17 protein-coding genes are annotated in these 17630 nt (G+C 28.8%); 10 read left to right on the top strand and 7 right to left on the bottom strand.

Annotated elements, in window-relative coordinates:
* Positions 1-6 precede the first annotated feature (6 nt).
* Positions 7-873, top strand: coding sequence for an acetyl-CoA carboxylase, carboxyltransferase subunit beta (gene accD, locus OXH55_RS15875; protein ID WP_268051027.1), 867 nt, complete (start codon positions 7-9; stop codon positions 871-873).
* An 18-nt stretch (positions 874-891) separates the two neighbouring features.
* A complete protein-coding gene (locus tag OXH55_RS15870) occupies positions 892-1836 on the top strand; it encodes an acetyl-CoA carboxylase carboxyltransferase subunit alpha (RefSeq protein WP_268051026.1) in 945 nt (314 codons plus the stop codon).
* A gap of 115 nt (positions 1837-1951) precedes the next feature.
* Here OXH55_RS15870 and OXH55_RS15865 read toward each other — a convergent pair whose 3' ends face one another.
* Entirely contained in the window at positions 1952-3154 is a 1203-nt protein-coding gene (locus OXH55_RS15865; RefSeq protein ID WP_268051025.1) for a cation:proton antiporter, read from the bottom strand.
* Positions 3155-3364: 210 nt separating this feature from the next.
* Here OXH55_RS15865 and OXH55_RS15860 point away from each other — a divergent pair, with 210 nt between their 5' ends.
* The 4 genes from OXH55_RS15860 (at position 3365) to OXH55_RS15845 (ending at position 6521) form a co-directional block, all read left to right on the top strand.
* Positions 3365-4219, top strand: a complete 855-nt coding sequence (locus OXH55_RS15860; protein ID WP_268051024.1) for an ABC transporter substrate-binding protein — start codon at positions 3365-3367, stop codon at positions 4217-4219.
* A 112-nt stretch (positions 4220-4331) separates the two neighbouring features.
* A complete protein-coding gene (locus OXH55_RS15855) occupies positions 4332-5030 on the top strand; it encodes an amino acid ABC transporter permease (RefSeq protein WP_268051023.1) in 699 nt (232 codons plus the stop codon).
* The gene (locus tag OXH55_RS15850; protein WP_268051022.1) at positions 5023-5745 is read left to right on the top strand and encodes an amino acid ABC transporter ATP-binding protein; all 723 of its coding nucleotides are present in this window, start codon (positions 5023-5025) and stop codon (positions 5743-5745) included. The genes OXH55_RS15855 and OXH55_RS15850 overlap by 8 nt, the downstream gene beginning before the upstream one ends.
* Before the next feature lie 152 nt (positions 5746-5897).
* Complete coding sequence (locus tag OXH55_RS15845; RefSeq protein WP_268051021.1) at positions 5898-6521, top strand: amidase domain-containing protein; 624 nt, start codon at positions 5898-5900, stop codon at positions 6519-6521.
* Positions 6522-6577: 56 nt separating this feature from the next.
* Here the strand turns inward: OXH55_RS15845 and OXH55_RS15840 are convergent, their stop codons facing one another.
* The 4 genes from OXH55_RS15840 to OXH55_RS15825 all read right to left on the bottom strand — a co-directional run bounded on the left by OXH55_RS15840 (position 6578) and on the right by OXH55_RS15825 (position 9510).
* Positions 6578-7411 (bottom strand): hypothetical protein, encoded by an 834-nt coding sequence (locus OXH55_RS15840; protein ID WP_268051020.1) that lies wholly within the window; start codon positions 7409-7411, stop codon positions 6578-6580.
* Between the two features lie 5 nt (positions 7412-7416).
* A complete protein-coding gene (locus OXH55_RS15835) occupies positions 7417-8217 on the bottom strand; it encodes a DUF4179 domain-containing protein (RefSeq protein WP_268051019.1) in 801 nt (266 codons plus the stop codon).
* Positions 8207-8746, bottom strand: a complete 540-nt coding sequence (locus tag OXH55_RS15830; protein ID WP_268051018.1) for an RNA polymerase sigma factor — start codon at positions 8744-8746, stop codon at positions 8207-8209. The genes OXH55_RS15835 and OXH55_RS15830 overlap by 11 nt, the downstream gene beginning before the upstream one ends.
* A 152-nt stretch (positions 8747-8898) precedes the next feature.
* Positions 8899-9510, bottom strand: a complete 612-nt coding sequence (locus tag OXH55_RS15825) for a DUF975 family protein (protein ID WP_268051017.1) — start codon at positions 9508-9510, stop codon at positions 8899-8901.
* Positions 9511-9665: 155 nt separating this feature from the next.
* Here OXH55_RS15825 and OXH55_RS15820 point away from each other — a divergent pair, with 155 nt between their 5' ends.
* The 4 genes from OXH55_RS15820 to OXH55_RS15810 are packed head-to-tail and all read left to right on the top strand — an operon-like array spanning position 9666 to position 14268.
* Entirely contained in the window at positions 9666-12029 is a 2364-nt protein-coding gene (locus OXH55_RS15820; protein WP_268051016.1) for an ATP-dependent DNA helicase, read from the top strand.
* A gap of 41 nt (positions 12030-12070) precedes the next feature.
* On the top strand, positions 12071-12214 hold the full coding sequence (locus OXH55_RS15815; protein WP_272509083.1) for a MerR family DNA-binding transcriptional regulator: 144 nt from the start codon (positions 12071-12073) through the stop codon (positions 12212-12214).
* A gap of 3 nt (positions 12215-12217) precedes the next feature.
* On the top strand, positions 12218-12886 hold the full coding sequence (locus OXH55_RS20050) for a MerR family transcriptional regulator (RefSeq protein ID WP_272509082.1): 669 nt from the start codon (positions 12218-12220) through the stop codon (positions 12884-12886).
* A gap of 56 nt (positions 12887-12942) precedes the next feature.
* Positions 12943-14268 (top strand): MATE family efflux transporter, encoded by a 1326-nt coding sequence (locus tag OXH55_RS15810; RefSeq protein WP_268051014.1) that lies wholly within the window; start codon positions 12943-12945, stop codon positions 14266-14268.
* Between the two features lie 130 nt (positions 14269-14398).
* Here OXH55_RS15810 and hcp read toward each other — a convergent pair whose 3' ends face one another.
* The gene (gene hcp / locus OXH55_RS15805; RefSeq protein ID WP_268051013.1) at positions 14399-16048 is read right to left on the bottom strand and encodes a hydroxylamine reductase; all 1650 of its coding nucleotides are present in this window, start codon (positions 16046-16048) and stop codon (positions 14399-14401) included.
* A 152-nt stretch (positions 16049-16200) separates the two neighbouring features.
* Positions 16201-17307, bottom strand: a complete 1107-nt coding sequence (locus tag OXH55_RS15800) for an HD-GYP domain-containing protein (RefSeq protein WP_268051231.1) — start codon at positions 17305-17307, stop codon at positions 16201-16203.
* Between the last annotated feature and the right edge of the window lie 323 nt (positions 17308-17630).

Here is a 17630-nt window from a genome sequence, read left to right as displayed (position 1 = left end):
AAGAATATGTTCAAATTTAAACCAATTTTTAAGAAATCTAAATATATAACTGTTAAAAATACTGTGGATAAGGTTGAAGAACAAGAAGAAAAGAAGCCTAATATTCCTGATGGTATGTGGATTAAATGTGATAAGTGTGGAAAAACAATATATATAAAAGATTTAGAAGAAAATGCAAAGGTATGTACTTCCTGTGGAAAATATTACAGAATGAGTGCTAGTGAAAGAATAGAATTAGTTATTGATACTGGAACATTTAGAGAAATGGATAAAGATTTAACTACAGTAAATCCATTAGATTTTCCAGGATATGAAGATAAAGTTAGAAAATCTAAAGAGAGAGCATCACTTAATGAAGCTGTTGTTACAGGTTATGGTAAAATATATGGAAAAGATGTTGTAATAGGAGTTATGGATAGTAATTTCATGATGGGAAGCATGGGATCTGTAGTTGGTGAAAAGATAACTAGAGCAATTGAGAAAGCTACAGAAAATAGACTCCCAATAATTTTATTTACTGCTTCAGGCGGTGCTAGAATGCAAGAAGGTATGTTTTCACTTATGCAAATGGCAAAAACAAGTGCTGCTATAGGAAGGCATAATGAAGAAGGGCTTTTATATATACCTATACTTACTGACCCTACAACAGGAGGAGTTACAGCAAGTTTTGCTATGATTGGAGATATAGTCTTATCAGAGCCAGGAACGCTTATAGGATTTGCAGGACGTAGAGTTATAGAGCAAACAATAAGACAAAAACTTCCTGAAGGATTTCAAAGTGCAGAGTTTTTATTAGAACATGGATTTTTAGATAAGATAGTTGAGAGAAAAGAACTTAAAAAGACATTATATAAAATTATAGATATGCACTAGAAAGAGAGGTGTTAATATATGCTAGAATGTGAGAAGAAAATAAAAGAGCTTACTGAAAAAATAGAAGAATTAGTTGAATTTTCTAAGGAGAAGGAAGTTGATTTGTCCTTTGAAATTAATAGATTAGAAAATAAGCTAAAAGAGTTAAAAAAAGAAGCTTATGAAAACCTAACTCCATTAGATAAACTAACATTGGCAAGAATTTTAGAACGTCCAACCTCTCTTGATTATATTGAAAGAATTTTTGATTCTTTTGTAGAGTTGCATGGAGATAGACAATACAAAGATGATCCTTCTATTGTTGCAGGTCTTGCAAAATTAAATGGAATGCCTGTTACTGTTATAGGGCAACAAAAAGGAAGAAATGTAAAGGAAAATATTAAGAGAAATTTTGGAATGCCTAGTCCAGAAGGTTATAGAAAAGCTTTAAGATTTATGAAACAGGCTGAGAAATTTAATAGACCAATAATTTGCTTTATAGATACTCCAGGAGCTTTCCCAGGAATGGGAGCAGAAGAAAGAGGTCAAGGAGAAGCTATAGGGAAAAATTTAATGGAAATGCCTAACCTAAAAACTCCAATCATCTCTATAGTAATAGGAGAAGGTGGAAGCGGAGGTGCTCTTGCACTTTCTATAGGTGATGAGGTATGGATGCTTGAACACTCAGTATATTCAGTTCTTTCACCAGAAGGATTTGCTAGTATTCTATGGAAAGATTCTTCGAGAGTAAAGGAAGCAGCATCAATAATGAAAATTACAGCTCAAGATTTAAAAGAATATGGTATTATAGATAAAATTATAAAAGAGCCAGAAGGTGGAGCACATAAAAATGTGGATGAAATGGCTCAAACTATAAAAGAATACTTATTAAAGGTACCTTTTGCAGAAAGAAAAGGAAATATAAATGAAGTTCTGGAAAATAGATATCAGAAGTACAGAAATATTGGAGAGTTTGTTGAATAATCTAAGAATATTGAGAAGCAACATTCAGTAACCAGTAGACAGAAAAAAATTAAAAATAAGCATAAAAAAGAGCAAGAATATAGAGAAAATCTATGTTCTTGCTTTTCTTTTTATTTTATGCCGTTAAGTGAGGTATATGCACATGTTTTTCACTATAAACTAACTTTAAAAGTATAGGAGTTATAAGGGTAGTAACAATAACTACTACTATTATGGGAGCAAAGAACTGTTTATCTAAAAGTCCTAAAGCAGCACCTTTATTTGCAATAATAAGTGCGACTTCACCTCTTGAAATCATACCTATACCGATTTGTAAGCTTTCAGCATTATTATATCTACATAGTTTAGCACCTAATCCACAACCTAATACTTTTGTTAATATAGCTATAATTGTTAATATGAAAATAAATAAAAGCATATGTGAATTGTTTACATTTATAACCATATCTATTCCTATACTTGCGAAAAATATTGGAGATAACAATAAAAAGGAGGTGTTTTCAATTTTCTTTTTTACATAATCACAACAAATAGTATTGGAAATAACTACACCAGCTATATATGCACCTGTAATGTCTGCTACACCAAAAAAATGTTCAGATATAAAAGCCATAATAAGACAGAAAGAAAATGCAAATAAAGCAATTCTACGTTTAGGACCATGATACTGACTAATAGCTGAAAAGAATTTACGAAATACAACACCGATAACTAAAGCAACTAAGAAGAAAGCTACGATTTTGAACAGTACAATACCTAAATGTATGGATGAATCTGTAGAACTAGTTACAATTGTTAGAATTATAATTCCTAAAATATCATCAATAATTGCTGCGCCCATTATAGCTGTTCCAGAATTCGTTTTTAATTTGCCAAGTTCTTGAAGAGTTTCTACAGTAATACTTACAGAAGTAGCTGTTAATACAACTCCAATAAATATATTTTCAAGCATTTTTTTATTAGTTAGATTAAAAATGCCTCCATCATTATTGAAAAAACTTGCTATTATAAAACCTCCTATTAAAGGTATAATAACTCCAATAATTGCAATTACAAAGGAGGCTTTTCCACATTTTTTCAATTCATTAAAATCTGTTTCAAGTCCCGCTTGGAACATCAGTATAATTACTCCAAGCTCGGACATTTTTGAAATAAAGTCTGTTTCATATACTATTCCAAAAACAGAGGGACCTAATATAATACCAGCAAGTAGTGCACCAACAACTTGAGGCATTTGAATTTTTCTCGTGAATAATCCTAAAAGTTTTGTACTTAACAAAATAATAGCTAAATCTAAGAGAAAATGAACAGAGAGCATAACATATTTACCTCCTTTAAATAAATAAAAATATTCAAAATAAAGAAAATTCTAACAAAATAATTATATCACAATGCAAAACTGGAAACAAATTACATTAAAACGTATAAGTATAAAAATAATCGAATAAATATAAAAAAGTGTTGCATAAATATAAAAATGAATGTATAATAATACAAAGAGATGATAATTGTTTAGGGGGAAATGTATATGATTAAGAATAAAAAGATGAAAGCAATTGTATTTTCAATGATTTTATGTGTTGGTGCTGCTTTTGTTGGATGTGGACAAAAAGCTGTTAATACACAAGCAAATGGTAAACAAGCAGAAAGTAAAACTGAAAAAGGTGCTGAAAAGCTAGATAAAATAAAGAAAACTGGAAAGTTAGTTCTTGGAACTTGTGCCGATTATCCACCATATGAATTCCATAAAATGATAGACGGAAAAGACACTATAGTAGGATTTGATATTGAAATAGCTAAAGCAATAGCTAATGATTTAGGTGTTGAATTAGAAATTAAAGATATGGACTTTGATGGACTTATACCTTCACTGAAAACTGGAAAAGTTGATATTTTAATATCAGGTATGACACCTACCGAAGAAAGAGCAAAGCAAGTTGATTTTTCAAAAGTATATTATAAAGCAGTTCAAAATGTATTAATAAGAAAAGAAGATAAAGCTAAATTTAATACTGTTGAAAGTTTAACTGGAAAAAAAGTAGGAGCTCAAACAGCTTCTGTACAAGAAAAAATTGCTAAGGAAGAATTAAAGGATGCAAATGTTCTTTCATTAGGAAAAGTTACAGATCTTGTACTTTCATTAAAAACAAAGAAAGTAGATGCTGTAGTTGTAGAGGGACCAGTTGCTAAAGCTTATGCAGATAAGAATTCAGATGTAATTATAGCTGATATTAAGGTTGGAAATCCAGATGATGGATCTGCTATAGCTGTTCAAAAAGGTAATACACAATTAATTGAAGCTATAAATAAAACTATAGATAAATTAGTTACAGAAGGAAAAATAGATGAATTTGTTGCTAAAGCAAATGAAATAGCAGAATAAATTTTAAAATTATTATGATAAAGTTTTGATTATGATAAAGGATAATGATAAAATATATTTTATCATTATCCTTTATTTGAGATTAACTTTAGAGTAAAATAGGAGGAAATAAATGGTTCATATTTTTGATTTTATAACCCAATATTATAAATTATATTTAGCGGGAGCAGGAAGTACTGTTCTTATATCGTTTTTCACAGTTATTTTTGGTGTTATCTTAGGTGTATTTTTTGCACTTATGAAAATGTCTAAGAATAAGATATTAAAATATATATCATCCGCATTTATAGAAATAGTAAGAGGTACACCACTGTTAGTGCAAGTAATGATACTTTTTTACGGATTACCAACTGTTTTACAAGAGTATGGGATTCAATTTCCAGAAATAGATATGATGGGAATAGATTTTGTAGCATTTGTATCAGTTATAATTGCGTTAACTATAAATAGTACAGCTTATATAGCAGAAATTATTAGAGGTGGTATACAATCAATAGATAAAGGACAAATGGAAGCTGCAAGATGTTTAGGATTATCAAATAAATTAGCTATGAGAAAAATAATAATCCCTCAGGCTATAAAAAACATTTTACCTGCATTAGGTAATGAGTTTATAACAGTAATAAAAGAATCTGCAATTGTATCTATTGTAGGAATAAAAGAGATTATGTTTAATGCAAGAGTAATTACAGGAATGACTTTTGAATTTTTTATTCCATATATTGTGGCCGCAATAGTATATTTTATATTAACATTTGTACTTTCAAAATTATTAGGTTATGCTGAAAGGAGGATGAAGGTTAGTGATTAAAGTAAATGGGTTGCATAAAAAATTTGATAAATTACATGTTTTAAAGGGCGTAAATGCTCATATAAAAAAAGGTGAGGTTGTAGTTGTTATAGGTCCTTCAGGTTCAGGTAAGAGTACGTTTTTAAGATGTCTTAATCTTTTAGAAGAACCAACAGATGGAGAAATAATTTTTGAAGGACAAGTAATAACACAAAAAGGAATAGATATAAATAAGTTGAGAGAAAAGATGGGAATGGTTTTTCAACAGTTTAATCTTTTCCCACATCTAAGTGTTTTAGATAATATAACTTTAGCACCAATAAAGGTCAAAAATATGACAAAAGAAGAGGCTGAAAAGATTGCTCTTAATTTATTAGAAAGAGTAGGACTTAAAGATAAAGCTAATGCATATCCAAAGCAGCTTTCAGGTGGACAAAAACAAAGAATAGCAATAGCAAGAGCGCTTGCTATGTCTCCAGATGTTATGCTTTTTGATGAGCCAACTTCAGCTTTAGACCCAGAAATGGTTGGAGAAGTTCTAGAAGTTATGAAAGAACTTGCACAAGAAGGAATGACAATGGTTGTTGTAACACATGAAATGGGATTTGCTAAGGAAGTTGGAGATAGAGTATTCTTTATGGATGGTGGAGTTGTTGTAGAAGAAGGAGATCCTAAGGAAGTGTTTGAGAATCCTAAGAATGAAAGAACTAAAGACTTTTTAAGTAAAGTTCTATAATATATGAGTAGAAAATACAGATAAAGTAAAAGAAGTTTAGGAGTTTAATATATAAATTCCTAAACTTTTTGTATTTAAAAAGTTTGTTTTTAGCATAAAACAAATTAAAAGCCTATATTATATAATAGAATCAATTATTTTAAAGGGCGGCTATGTTAGAAAATTGTATTAAAAGAGATTTAATGAGTGATTCTAATTTAAACTACGACAGAGAGGCTGCAAAAAACTATGCTGAAGAATATGCATTAACTCCAAACACAAAGGAATATCCTTACTTTGAAAATGATGACAGTACTAATTTTGTGTCACAGGTTTTAAAAGCTGGAGGTATGGAGGATGAAGGCATAGAATGGGGAGAATTTCAATCTTGGTTCTGCAATACTAGGGATGAAAATGAAATAACTGAAATTGCTATAACATGGAGGTCAGCACGTTATTTTAAAAAACATTGGAGTAATGAAAATGGTATAGGAACAAATAGAGCTTTTGCAATTGCTAAAATAACAGTTCAACAGGCATTAGATAATTTTCAACGATTATACTCTTTACTAAAAGAGGGAGATGTAATTCAGTATGGAGATTCAAGCAAAGACGATATACCATATCATTCTCAAGTTATACACGATAAAGGATTTAATTGGAAAATAAACAAATATGATATTTTTATGGCTCAGCATAGTGAAAATAGCTTGTATGTTTCTCTGTATAAATATCTTGATAAACTCGATGATAAGGATAGGAGATTAGTTTATATTTATAAGGTGAAAAATGATTGAAGAAATATAAAAAACCCAAACTAGTAACTTTATGTTATATAGTTTGGGTTTAATATTTATTTAATTTCTATAATTTTTTCTGTATTTGTTTTTAGATTTGTAATTTTAAGTTTTATATTATCACCTTTTATAGGATCACACCAATAATTTCCCTCAGAGATTGTACTGCTAGAAACCCAATTGCTTAATTTAAGTTCAAGGTTTCTATCATCTGAAATAAGAGTTAGTTTGAAAATTTTAGGATCAATATTAGAAGTAAATTTCAGTAAGCTGTAATTGAGAGCTTTAGTGAAGCTCTTAATTTTAAAATAATAATTATCATATTGTATAGTTTTATCAATGTTTACTTGTTTAGTTAAAGATTTAATATTCTTATTATCAATGATTTTAAACTGAATGTTATTTCCGTCTGAGAGATAAAAGATTAAATACAATTTATCCAAAAACTTATTACTTTCATAACTACAACCAACTCCCGAATAGTCATGAATTAAATTTCTACCAACCCATTGACCAGAAAGACTTTTTAGTGCTTTTATGTCTTCCAGGTTTTCTTTCAACTCTATTCCAACTACTTTAGATTTACCCCATACAGAATAATTAAAGGCTAAGTAATTTAAGTCCATAAAAACTTTTTGTAATTTTATATTGGTATTATTTAAGGTTTTGGTTTTATTAATATTTATAATATAATCGTTAGAGACTTTTAGTTTTATAGGTAACTTATTTCTACTAAATATATCAGAGAATACATTAGAGAATATTGTAAGTAGAAAAATTACTGAGATAGTAGAATATACGATTATAAATTTTTTCTTTCTGTTGCTTTTATTTTTATATATCAGAATACATAATGTTATAAAGGCTATTAAAATTATACTTGATTTCAATATTATCACCTCTTTCTCTGGTTTATATAGAAATTTACTTCCCACTTTCCGTATTCATTTTTAAATTCTTTTATGTGCATATTTTCATCAAAGTATCCTAGCTTCATACAAGTAATACGTACTTTCAATTTGTATACCCATGGTTTTAAAGGTACAGTATGATAAATACCTTTAATTTCTCCATCTTCATTTACACTTTTTAATGTTAATCCTCCTCCGTCAAATCTATATTCATATCCTAATTGATCCTCCACAGTGAAAACACCATTATGAGAAGGGGGCATAGCGTAATTTATATTTTCAGATTTAGGAACTTTTATTGTAAATAGTATGACAGTATCGTTTTCATTACTGATTAATCCGTCAATAGTAAAGGTAATATCTTTCATAGTTGAAGATTTTCCTATAACCTGTCCTTTGCCTTCTTCAAATTCTTTAATGATATTTGTATCAAGGTCTAAGTATTTACTTATAGATACGGAATTAATTATATAGCCCATAACAGGAGTTTTAAATATTATTAAAAAAGCTAGACAAGCAGCGGTAGCATAGCGAATAAATTTGAATTTAGTCCTAGAGTTTAAAGTTTTGTGAATATTACTAGGTAAGTCATTAGGTACATCTATTGAGGTTTTTAAATTATTTATACTCTGCATATCATCAATTAGAAGCTTTTTAAGCTGAATATATTCATTATTACATTTAGGACAATTTTCAAGATGAGATTTAATCTTCTCTTTTGTTGTAGAATTTAATTCATTATATATATATTCATGTAGCTTATCACATACTAAATTACAATTCATTATAAGCCACCTCCCCATCACTCATAATATTGTTAAGTTTTTTTATTCCAAAATTAATTCTTGATTTAACAGTTCCTTCTGGAATTTTCAATATTGTAGCAATTTCTTTTATGCTATAATCACCAAAATATTTAAGGGTTATTACATCTCTATATTTTTCATCAAGTTCTTCAAGAGAATTTAAAATATCAATGCTTGTATCAATTTTTGAATATATATCTTTAGAATTTGTTAATATGTTTTTCTTTTCTTCACACAATTCTTCAAATATAAGTTTACTTTCTCGTCTTAATAGTTCTTTGCATCTATTAATTAAAATAGATGTTATCCATGAATTAAATTTTGATTTATCTTTTAAAGTATCTAGCTTCCTATAGGCGATTAAAGCTGTGTCTTGTAGTGCATCTGAGGCTTTATCTTTATCTTTTAAGTAACTGAATGAAATCTTATATAATTTATTTAATTGTGGTATAAGTAGCTTTTCAAAGTTCTTTTGTTTTTTATTTAGCTTAAAATTAAATATATTCATAAATGCACCGCCTATTTTATTTCTATATGTTAGATGTTTTAAAGTATATAAAAGTTCGATAAATATATAAATATTTTAACAAAAAAATATAGCAGCATAATTTTGTATGCTGCTATACTTTTTCAAACAATCTTTTTTAGAGTAGTAAGTTATTAATAAATAGTACCATCACTATTTTTTAGATTATCATAAAAATTAGCTACAGATAGGCCAATATAAGGATTTAGCCATAATGAGCCTATTCCAAAAGTTAATACACATAAAATTGCCCATCCTATGAAGCTTAGATAGAGGCAGAATAACTTCCATCTGTATCCATACATCATTGCCTTACTTTGAGACAATGCTTCCATTGCTGTCAATTCAGGATTATCATTTAGGATATAAAAAGCTAGAGAGTAATTTAAGGAAGCAATTATTCCGGGAACTATTAATAATAAACTCCATAAAACAACAAATAAAGTAATAAGTATTTGCAAAATCATTGCTGTAGTAAAGTTCTTGAATCCATCAAATATGACTTCTATATCTGTATTATTGTGTCTTCTTAGATTTATAGAAAATTTTACAATACCTAAGTACATTGGGCCTGCGATTAAAATTGAGATTATCCATCCTACTTCAGGTATAGTTGAAGGTAGAGAGGTAATAATTGCAAATATAAGATATGCTAGAATGGCATGCACCCAATTCCCTTTTAAGTGCATTCGGGCATTAGCACGTATTTCATAATTTGACATAAGAGGTTCTTTACCGTAATACATCAAAACATCCTTTCTTAATTAATAAATAGTTTGTTTTACTTTTATAGGTAACCTCCTTAAATAGTGTTATATATAATTTATAATTAGATTTGTTATAAAATATGAATAAGATATAATTAATGTGAAAATAAAATTGTATTGGAAAGGTTATTATTATGGGGAAAAATATTATAAAAATTTCAGTTAGAAGTTTAGTGGAATTTGTTTTGCGTTCTGGAGATTTAGTTTCTACATTTGTGGGAAGTTCAAGAAATACAGATGCAATAAAAGCACATCAAAAAATACAAAAATCTGCACCAGAAGAATATAATCCAGAGGTTACACTTTCATATACTGTGAAAAAGAGTGATATAACCTTACAAATTAGTGGGCGTGCAGATGGAATAATTGAATATGAAGATAATGTTGTAATAGATGAAATAAAAACGACAACTACTCCTTTAGAATTTGTTGAAGAAGATTATAGTGAATTACATTGGGCACAGGCTAAATGTTATGCTTATATATATTCTAAGGAAAAAGAACTAGATAATATAGATATTCAGCTTACTTATTATCAGATGGATACAAAGGGAATAAAGAGGTTTCTTAGAAACTATACATTTAAAGAGTTAGATGAATTTTTTTTTGATGTAGTAGAAAAGTATTTACAGTGGGCAAGAATATTAAGAGATAATTTTGAGCTTAGAGATAAATCTATAAAAAAATTAGAATTTCCATTTAAAGAGTATAGAGAAGGACAGAGAAAATTAGCTGTTTCTGTTTATAAAACAATTGAAGAAGGTAAAATTATTTTTGCACAAGCACCTACGGGAATAGGAAAAACGGTTGCCACACTTTTTCCAAGTATTAAAGCAGTGAGAGAAGGACATACATCGAAAATATTTTATTTAACGGCTAAAACTATAACAAGAACTGCTGCAGAAAAAGCTTTAAATAATATGAGAAGTATAGGACTTAAACTAAAAAGTGTTACTCTTACAGCTAAAGATAAAATATGTTTTAAACCTGAAGAAGGCTGTGATCCTGAAAATTGTGAATTTTCAAAAGGACATTTTGATAGAATAAATGATGCAATAGAGGATATTTTTAAAGAAGATGAATTTTCTAGAGAAATAATTGAAGAATATGCTGCAAAGCATAAAGTTTGTCCTTTTGAATTTTCACTAGATTTAGCTAATTATGCAGACTGTGTTATATGTGACTATAACTATGCCTTTGACCCTAGAGTACATCTAAAAAGATTTTTTGCAGAAGGAAGTACAGACTGTGCTTTTTTAGTTGATGAGGCACATAACTTAGTAGACAGAGGCAGAGAGATGTTTTCTGCGGAGCTTAGCAAAAAAGAGATTTTAAATCTAAAAAAGGTTACTAAAGATCAAGCTAAAGATGTTTCAAGAAAGCTTAACAAAATCAACTCTTCTATGATTAAATTTAAAAAACAATGTGAAGAAAACAATAAGCAATATATACAAAATGAAGCGCCAGAAGAAATAATTTATTTATTAAGGGATTTTACATTTTGTGCTGAAAAATGGATTTTGGATAATAAAAAAAATGAAGTGAGTTTTAAGGATGAGCTTATGGAGTTCTATTTTAAAGCTTTATCCGTTATAAGAACTTATGAAGATTATGATGAAAGATATGTAACCTATGCAGAAAAAACTTACGAAGATGTAAAACTTAAAATGTTTTGCTTAGATCCTTCGTATCTTTTAAGAGAAGCTATGAAAAGAGGAAAAGCATCTATTTTGTTTTCAGCTACCTTAATGCCTATGGATTATTATATTGATATTTTGGGTGGAGATAAGGATTCATATAGAATTAGATTAAAGTCTCCTTTTGATAGAGAAAATTTGTGCTTAATGATGGATGATAAGATTTCTACAAAATATAGAATGCGAGAGTTTACTTACGATAAGATAGTAGATGATATAGAAACTGTTATAAAAGAAAAAAGAGGAAATTATATTGTGTTTTTCCCATCTTATGAATATATGAATGAAGTTTATATTAGATTCTGTGTTAAAAACTCAGAAGTAAATACAATATGTCAGGAAATAGGTATGACTGAAGAAGAAAGAGAACAATTCCTAAAGAGATTTTCAAAAGACAATATGAAAACATTAGTAGGTTTTGCAGTTATGGGAGGAATTTTTTCAGAAGGAATTGATTTAACAGGAGATAGACTTATAGGAACAATAATAGTGGGGGTAGGACTTCCCCAAATATGTTTAGAGAGAAATATTATAAGTGATCATTTTAAGAATAAAAAAGGTAAGGGCTTTGAATATGCTTATATGTATCCAGGTATGAATAAGGTTATGCAAGCAGTAGGTAGAGTCATTCGTACGGAAAAAGATAGAGGGGTAGTTTTATTAATAGATGAGAGATTTTCTTATTCAAGTTATTGTAAATTATTTCCTGGGGAATGGTATCCTGTTATAAGAAGTAATAATGTAAGTTATATAAGAAAAAATATAAAGGCGTTTTGGGAAAGAGATTATAAGAAACTTTAGGTAGAAAATCAATCTATATATAGTTATATTGTGGAGGAATTATGAAAGAATATTTTTCTATAGGAGAAACAGCTAAGATTAATAATGTATCTATTCAGGCTTTAAGACTTTATGATAGGATGGGACTTTTAAAACCCGCTTATGTTGATCCAGAGAATAATTATAGATATTATACAATAGATTAATTTATGTATTTAGATTTAATAAGATATTCAAAACACATAGGGGCTCCTCTTAAGGAGCTTAATGATATATTGCGTAGTAAAGAGGTTATAACATTGCTATCTTTCATACAAAATCAACGGAAAGTAGTAGAAAAAGAAATAATTAGATTAAAGAGTATAAGTACAGCTATAGGGCATATAGAAGATAAAATCAAGTATGCCCTAGAAATCAAAGAAACCAATAAAATATATTTTAGAGAAATAGAAAAGAGATTTATCATAGATGTTGAGTTGAATAGAAAAGATAACGAAAATGATATAGAAATAAAACTAAGAAAAATGGATAAAGTTGTTGAAGATAATGAACTAATGTTTGAAGGCGAGTCAGGATATTTTGTTGATTTAGACTTGTTTTTAAATGAAGGTGAAATTTGTTATAAGATTATTTATTCAACAATTTGTGGTGAAGATATTGAAAATAAGTATGTAGATACTAAAGAAATATCAGAAGGGAAATTTATATGTATATCTTATTTAAATAATGAAAGAGAAATGGCAGTAGATAAGTTAAGAAAATATATTGAAGAAAACAATATTCATCCTAGGTGTATTGGAGTAGAAGTTCAACTGTTCAATACACTGGAACAATGGAAAAATGAGGATGTATTATATGAATTACAGATTTTAATATAAACTATTGACTCTATACATGGTATAGACTTTATAATTTCATTTAGGAGGGATGAAGTATGAAGTCACTATGGAAAGAGTTTATGAAATATGCTGTGCCTTCTGTAATAGGTATGATGGTTTCAGCACTTTATATTGTTGTTGATGGAATATTTGTAGGTAGAGGTGTAGGGGCAAGTGCTTTAGCTGCAGTAAATGTAGCTGTACCTCTTACAACATTGATGATAGCCGTAACCATGATGATAACTATGGGAGGGGCATCGATAATGTCCATAAAGTTTGGAGAGAATAAGTATGAAGAAGGAAATAATATATTCTTACAGAGTATATTTTTAATAGTAGTTATATCAGCAGTATTATCAATAATTGGTGTGCTTTTCCCACAGCAATTAGCTAGAATGCTTGGTGCTAGTGATGAATTGTTAAAAGGGACAGCAGACTACCTTAGATATTATTTGCTTTTTGGTATTGGATTCTCGGGAAGTTTAGCATTAAGTACATTTGTTAGAAATGATGGTAATCCAAATCTAGCTATGTTTTCTTTAATAGTTGGTGCAGTAACTAATATAGCATTGGATTATATGTTTATATTTATCTTCCATTGGGGAATAGCAGGTGCAGCAATAGCATCAGGATTAGGACAATTATCTAGTGTAATTATTCTTTTAACTCATTTTGCTAGAAAAAAAGGAACACTTAAGTTATATATGCCTAAGCTAAAAAAACATGAGCTTATAAGAATTCTGAAGACAGGAACACCAGAATTTATAGTTCAGCTATCACCAGCGGTTACTATATTTGCGTTTAACCAAGTTGTAATAAGTAGACTTGGGGAAATTGGTATGGCAGGCTATAGTATTATTGGTTATATAAGTACTGTGCTTTTAGCATTATTTATTGGTGTTTCCCAAGGCGTACAGCCATTGTTAAGCTATAACTATGGAAAGAGAGATTATGAAAAGGTAAATAAAGTATTCAAAATGGGAGTTAAAACAAATTTCGCAGCTTCATTAGTTATATATGGGATAATATTAATTTTTGGACAAAAAATAATCAGTGTTTTTAATGGTAATGAAGCTCTTATAAAATTAACTTATGATGCTATGATAATTTATGTTTTGTCATTTGTTATTGCTTCAATAAATATAGTTAATGTAACTTACTATCAATCTACAGAAAGGTCAAAGATAGCAAATATTATATCTACAAGTAGAGGAATGGTGTTTACGATAATTTTCTTAATAGTTCTTCCTCATATAATAGGAAATATAGGAATATGGGTTTCAATTATTCTAGGTGAGATTTGTACTTTGCTATTAATTCTGTATGTGGCATATGCAAAAAAAATAGATTTACAAACTAACAATAAAAAAATTACAGTATAAAATATTTGATAGAGTATATGATGTGCCAAAAACTATAATGTTTTTAAACAGGGAAAATTCTATCATATAAAAAACAGCCTATATTTTTTATGAAATATAGGCTGTTTTTTAGTTTTTAATTACAAACGAATTATTTACCAAGTATTGCTTGCAAATCTTCATCTGGTGTTGATATAGGTTTCAATCCAAACTTATCTACTAATACTTGTAATATATTTGGAGTAATAAATGCAGGTAATGTTGGTCCAAGACGAATATCTTTTATGCCTAAAGATAGTAGTGTAAGTAAGATACCTACAGCTTTTTGTTCATACCATGAAAGAACTAGTGAAAGTGGAAGTTCATTTACACCACAATCAAAAGCATCTGCTAGGGCAAGAGCAATTCTGATAGCTGAATAGGAATCACTACATTGACCTACATCAAGTAATCTTGGAAGTCCAGCTACTGTTCCTAGGTATAATTTATTAAAACGGAACTTACCACAGGCTAGTGTCAATATCACAGTATCTTGTGGAGTTTTTTCTGCAAATTCTGTATAGTAGTTTCTACCAGGTCTAGCACCATCACAGCCACCTATTAAGAAAAAGTGTCTAATTTTTCCGCTTTTCACTGCTTCTATTATTTCATTAGCATGACTTAAGGTTGCATGATGACCAAAACCTACTAATATTTTCTTCTCAGGTTCATCTTCTGTAAAGCCACCTAATTCTAATGCTTTTTCTATAATTGGAGTAAAATCTTTTTTACCATTAACTTCTTCTATGTGAGGAGAATCAGGCCAACCTACTATACTTGTAGTAAATAGTCTATCTTTATAACTATCTCTTGGTTTTTGAAGACAATTTGTAGTCATTAGTATACAACCAGGAATTCCATCAAATTCTTCTTGTTGCTTTTGCCATGCACCACCGTAGTTTCCAACTAGATGTTTATATTTTTTTAATTCAGGATAGCCATGTGCTGGAATCATTTCACAATGTGTGTATATGTTTATACCTTTTCCCTCTGTTTGTTCTAGTAATAATTTTAAATCTTTTAAATCGTGTCCAGATACTATAATAAAAGGTCCTTTCTTTTTAGTTACAAGAACTTCTGTAGGTTCTGGATTACCATAAGCACCTGTATTAGCTGCATCTAATAATTCCATACATTTAAAATTAACCTTTCCCAATTCCATATTTAAATTAAATAAATCTTCTACTGTTAAAGTATTATCTAAAGTAGCTGCAAGACCCTTATAGAAAAAGTTATGAACTTCATCGTCATATTTATCTAATATTAGAGCATGATGTGCATATGCTGCCATACCCTTAAATCCATAGATTAGTAGTTCTCTTAAAGATCGAATATCCATATCCAAATTTTCATCAACCATAATTCCAGCTCTTTTTGAATCTTTTAGCATGTCTTCCATAGTTTCAGGAGCTCTATATATAGCGGCCTCTGGAATATTATCAGGGATATCTGCAACTTTTTGTTTTAATTCTTCTTTAATCTTATCAGCATGTTTAATATAATGCACAAAGTGTTCTTCGTCAAAATTTACATTTGTAAGAGTAGAAAACATAGCATCTACTACGAATTTATGGGTTTCAAGGTCTATAGGAAGTCCTTTATCAATAGCTTTTTGTCCATAGAATCCTACTCCTTTTAACTCATATACCAATAAATCTTGTAAGTTAGCTACGTTGGCGTTTTTACCGCATACACCAGATTTTACACAACCTTTTGCTCCTAAGGTTTGCTCGCATTGGTAACAAAACATTGAACTTTCCATATTCAATAACCTCCTTATTTTTTCATTTGCAAATATATTATTAGTTAGGATGTATTAGATTATTTATAAACAGGAGTATTAATATTTAGATATTCAAAAAATAAAAAATCTAAACTAACATATAATATGATAATATATGTTAGTTTAGATCTCTAAACCTCATAAGCAACACCTTCTATGACTATATCTAACTCGTGCATTAGTTCTACAGATGTATTTACTTTTGATTCATTTTTACTTTTTACAATTTTAATTTTAGGACGAAGAGGAAAGAACGGATAAATTTTTTCAATTAAACCAATATCATTGGTACTTAACTTTACTAAGGATCCTTCAGGATAAGGAATTATTACTGCAGCAAAGGCTTTAACCATTTCATAGTCAAATTGAGTTTGTCCATTACCTAAAATATATTCAACTGCTTCATTTGGACTTAGAGCTCGTCTATATGGTCTATCTGAAGTTAAAGCATCATACACATCTGCTATAGCTACTATTCTGGAAAATCTGCTTATACGGTCTTCAGTTCTACCTTCTGGATAACCAGTTCCATTTACTTTTTCATGATGCTGGAGAACTATTACTCTAGCTGTAGAAGATATATCTAAACTTCCTTTTAAATACTCATATCCTTTAGTTGTATGTTCTTTTATTATTTCAAATTCTTCATCAGTTAGAGGACCTTCTTTATTAATTATTTCCTTAGGAGTTAAAACTTTTCCAATATCATGAAGAAGTGCACCTATACATAAATCAAGTAGTTCTGATTTTTTTAATTGAAGTTGAATTCCTAGTACAAGAGAAAGAACAGATACGTTTACACAATGTTGATATGTATAATTATCCATACTCTTAATATCTACTAAATTGATCATTACATTTTTCTTAGATAATAGCTCATCCAGAATTTCTTCGGCTATTTGACTTATAGAATTAAAATATTTCTCACGTTCTTTGAGAATATCATTTTTACATTTTGATGGATTAATATTAAAATTATATTTTTCAAGACTAGAAAAACTTTCTTTTAATACTTTAATAGATTTTTGTCGTATTTCAGGCTTGATTATGTCTTCAATTTCGACGTTACTATATTCATCATTTATGTAAATGGAAAAAATTCCAATGCTCTTTATTTTTTTTATTATATTGTTATTAAGTTTTACTCCATCTCTAAGAAGTACTCTTCCATTATTATCAAATATAGTTTTACCTAAGTAACATCCATCTTTCACACATTCAATTGGTACAAGTCTCATAGTATAAACACCTCTATATATATTAGTATAGCTAAATTTCTTAGTATCTAAAACTTCAAAATAATTAACATATTTTAACAATAAAGTTAATAGCATAAATATTAAAGATATATTAAGTATATAACATTTTTTACTTTTAGAGAATTGTTTTGATTAATTTTGTTAATAAATTACAAACATATGCATATTATTTATAGAAAAGATTGTTATATTTAAGTGTTGAATAGAGAGGCATAAAGCGACAAATTTTAAAAAAAGTTGACATGCGAACAAGTGTTCGATATAATAAAAACGACGAATGTCGTTGGGTATTTTTATAAATG

This window comes from Clostridium ganghwense (assembly GCF_026735165.1).
GTDB lineage: Bacteria > Bacillota > Clostridia > Clostridiales > Clostridiaceae > Clostridium_H > Clostridium_H ganghwense.
This window is presented reverse-complemented; position numbering and strand designations above follow the sequence as displayed.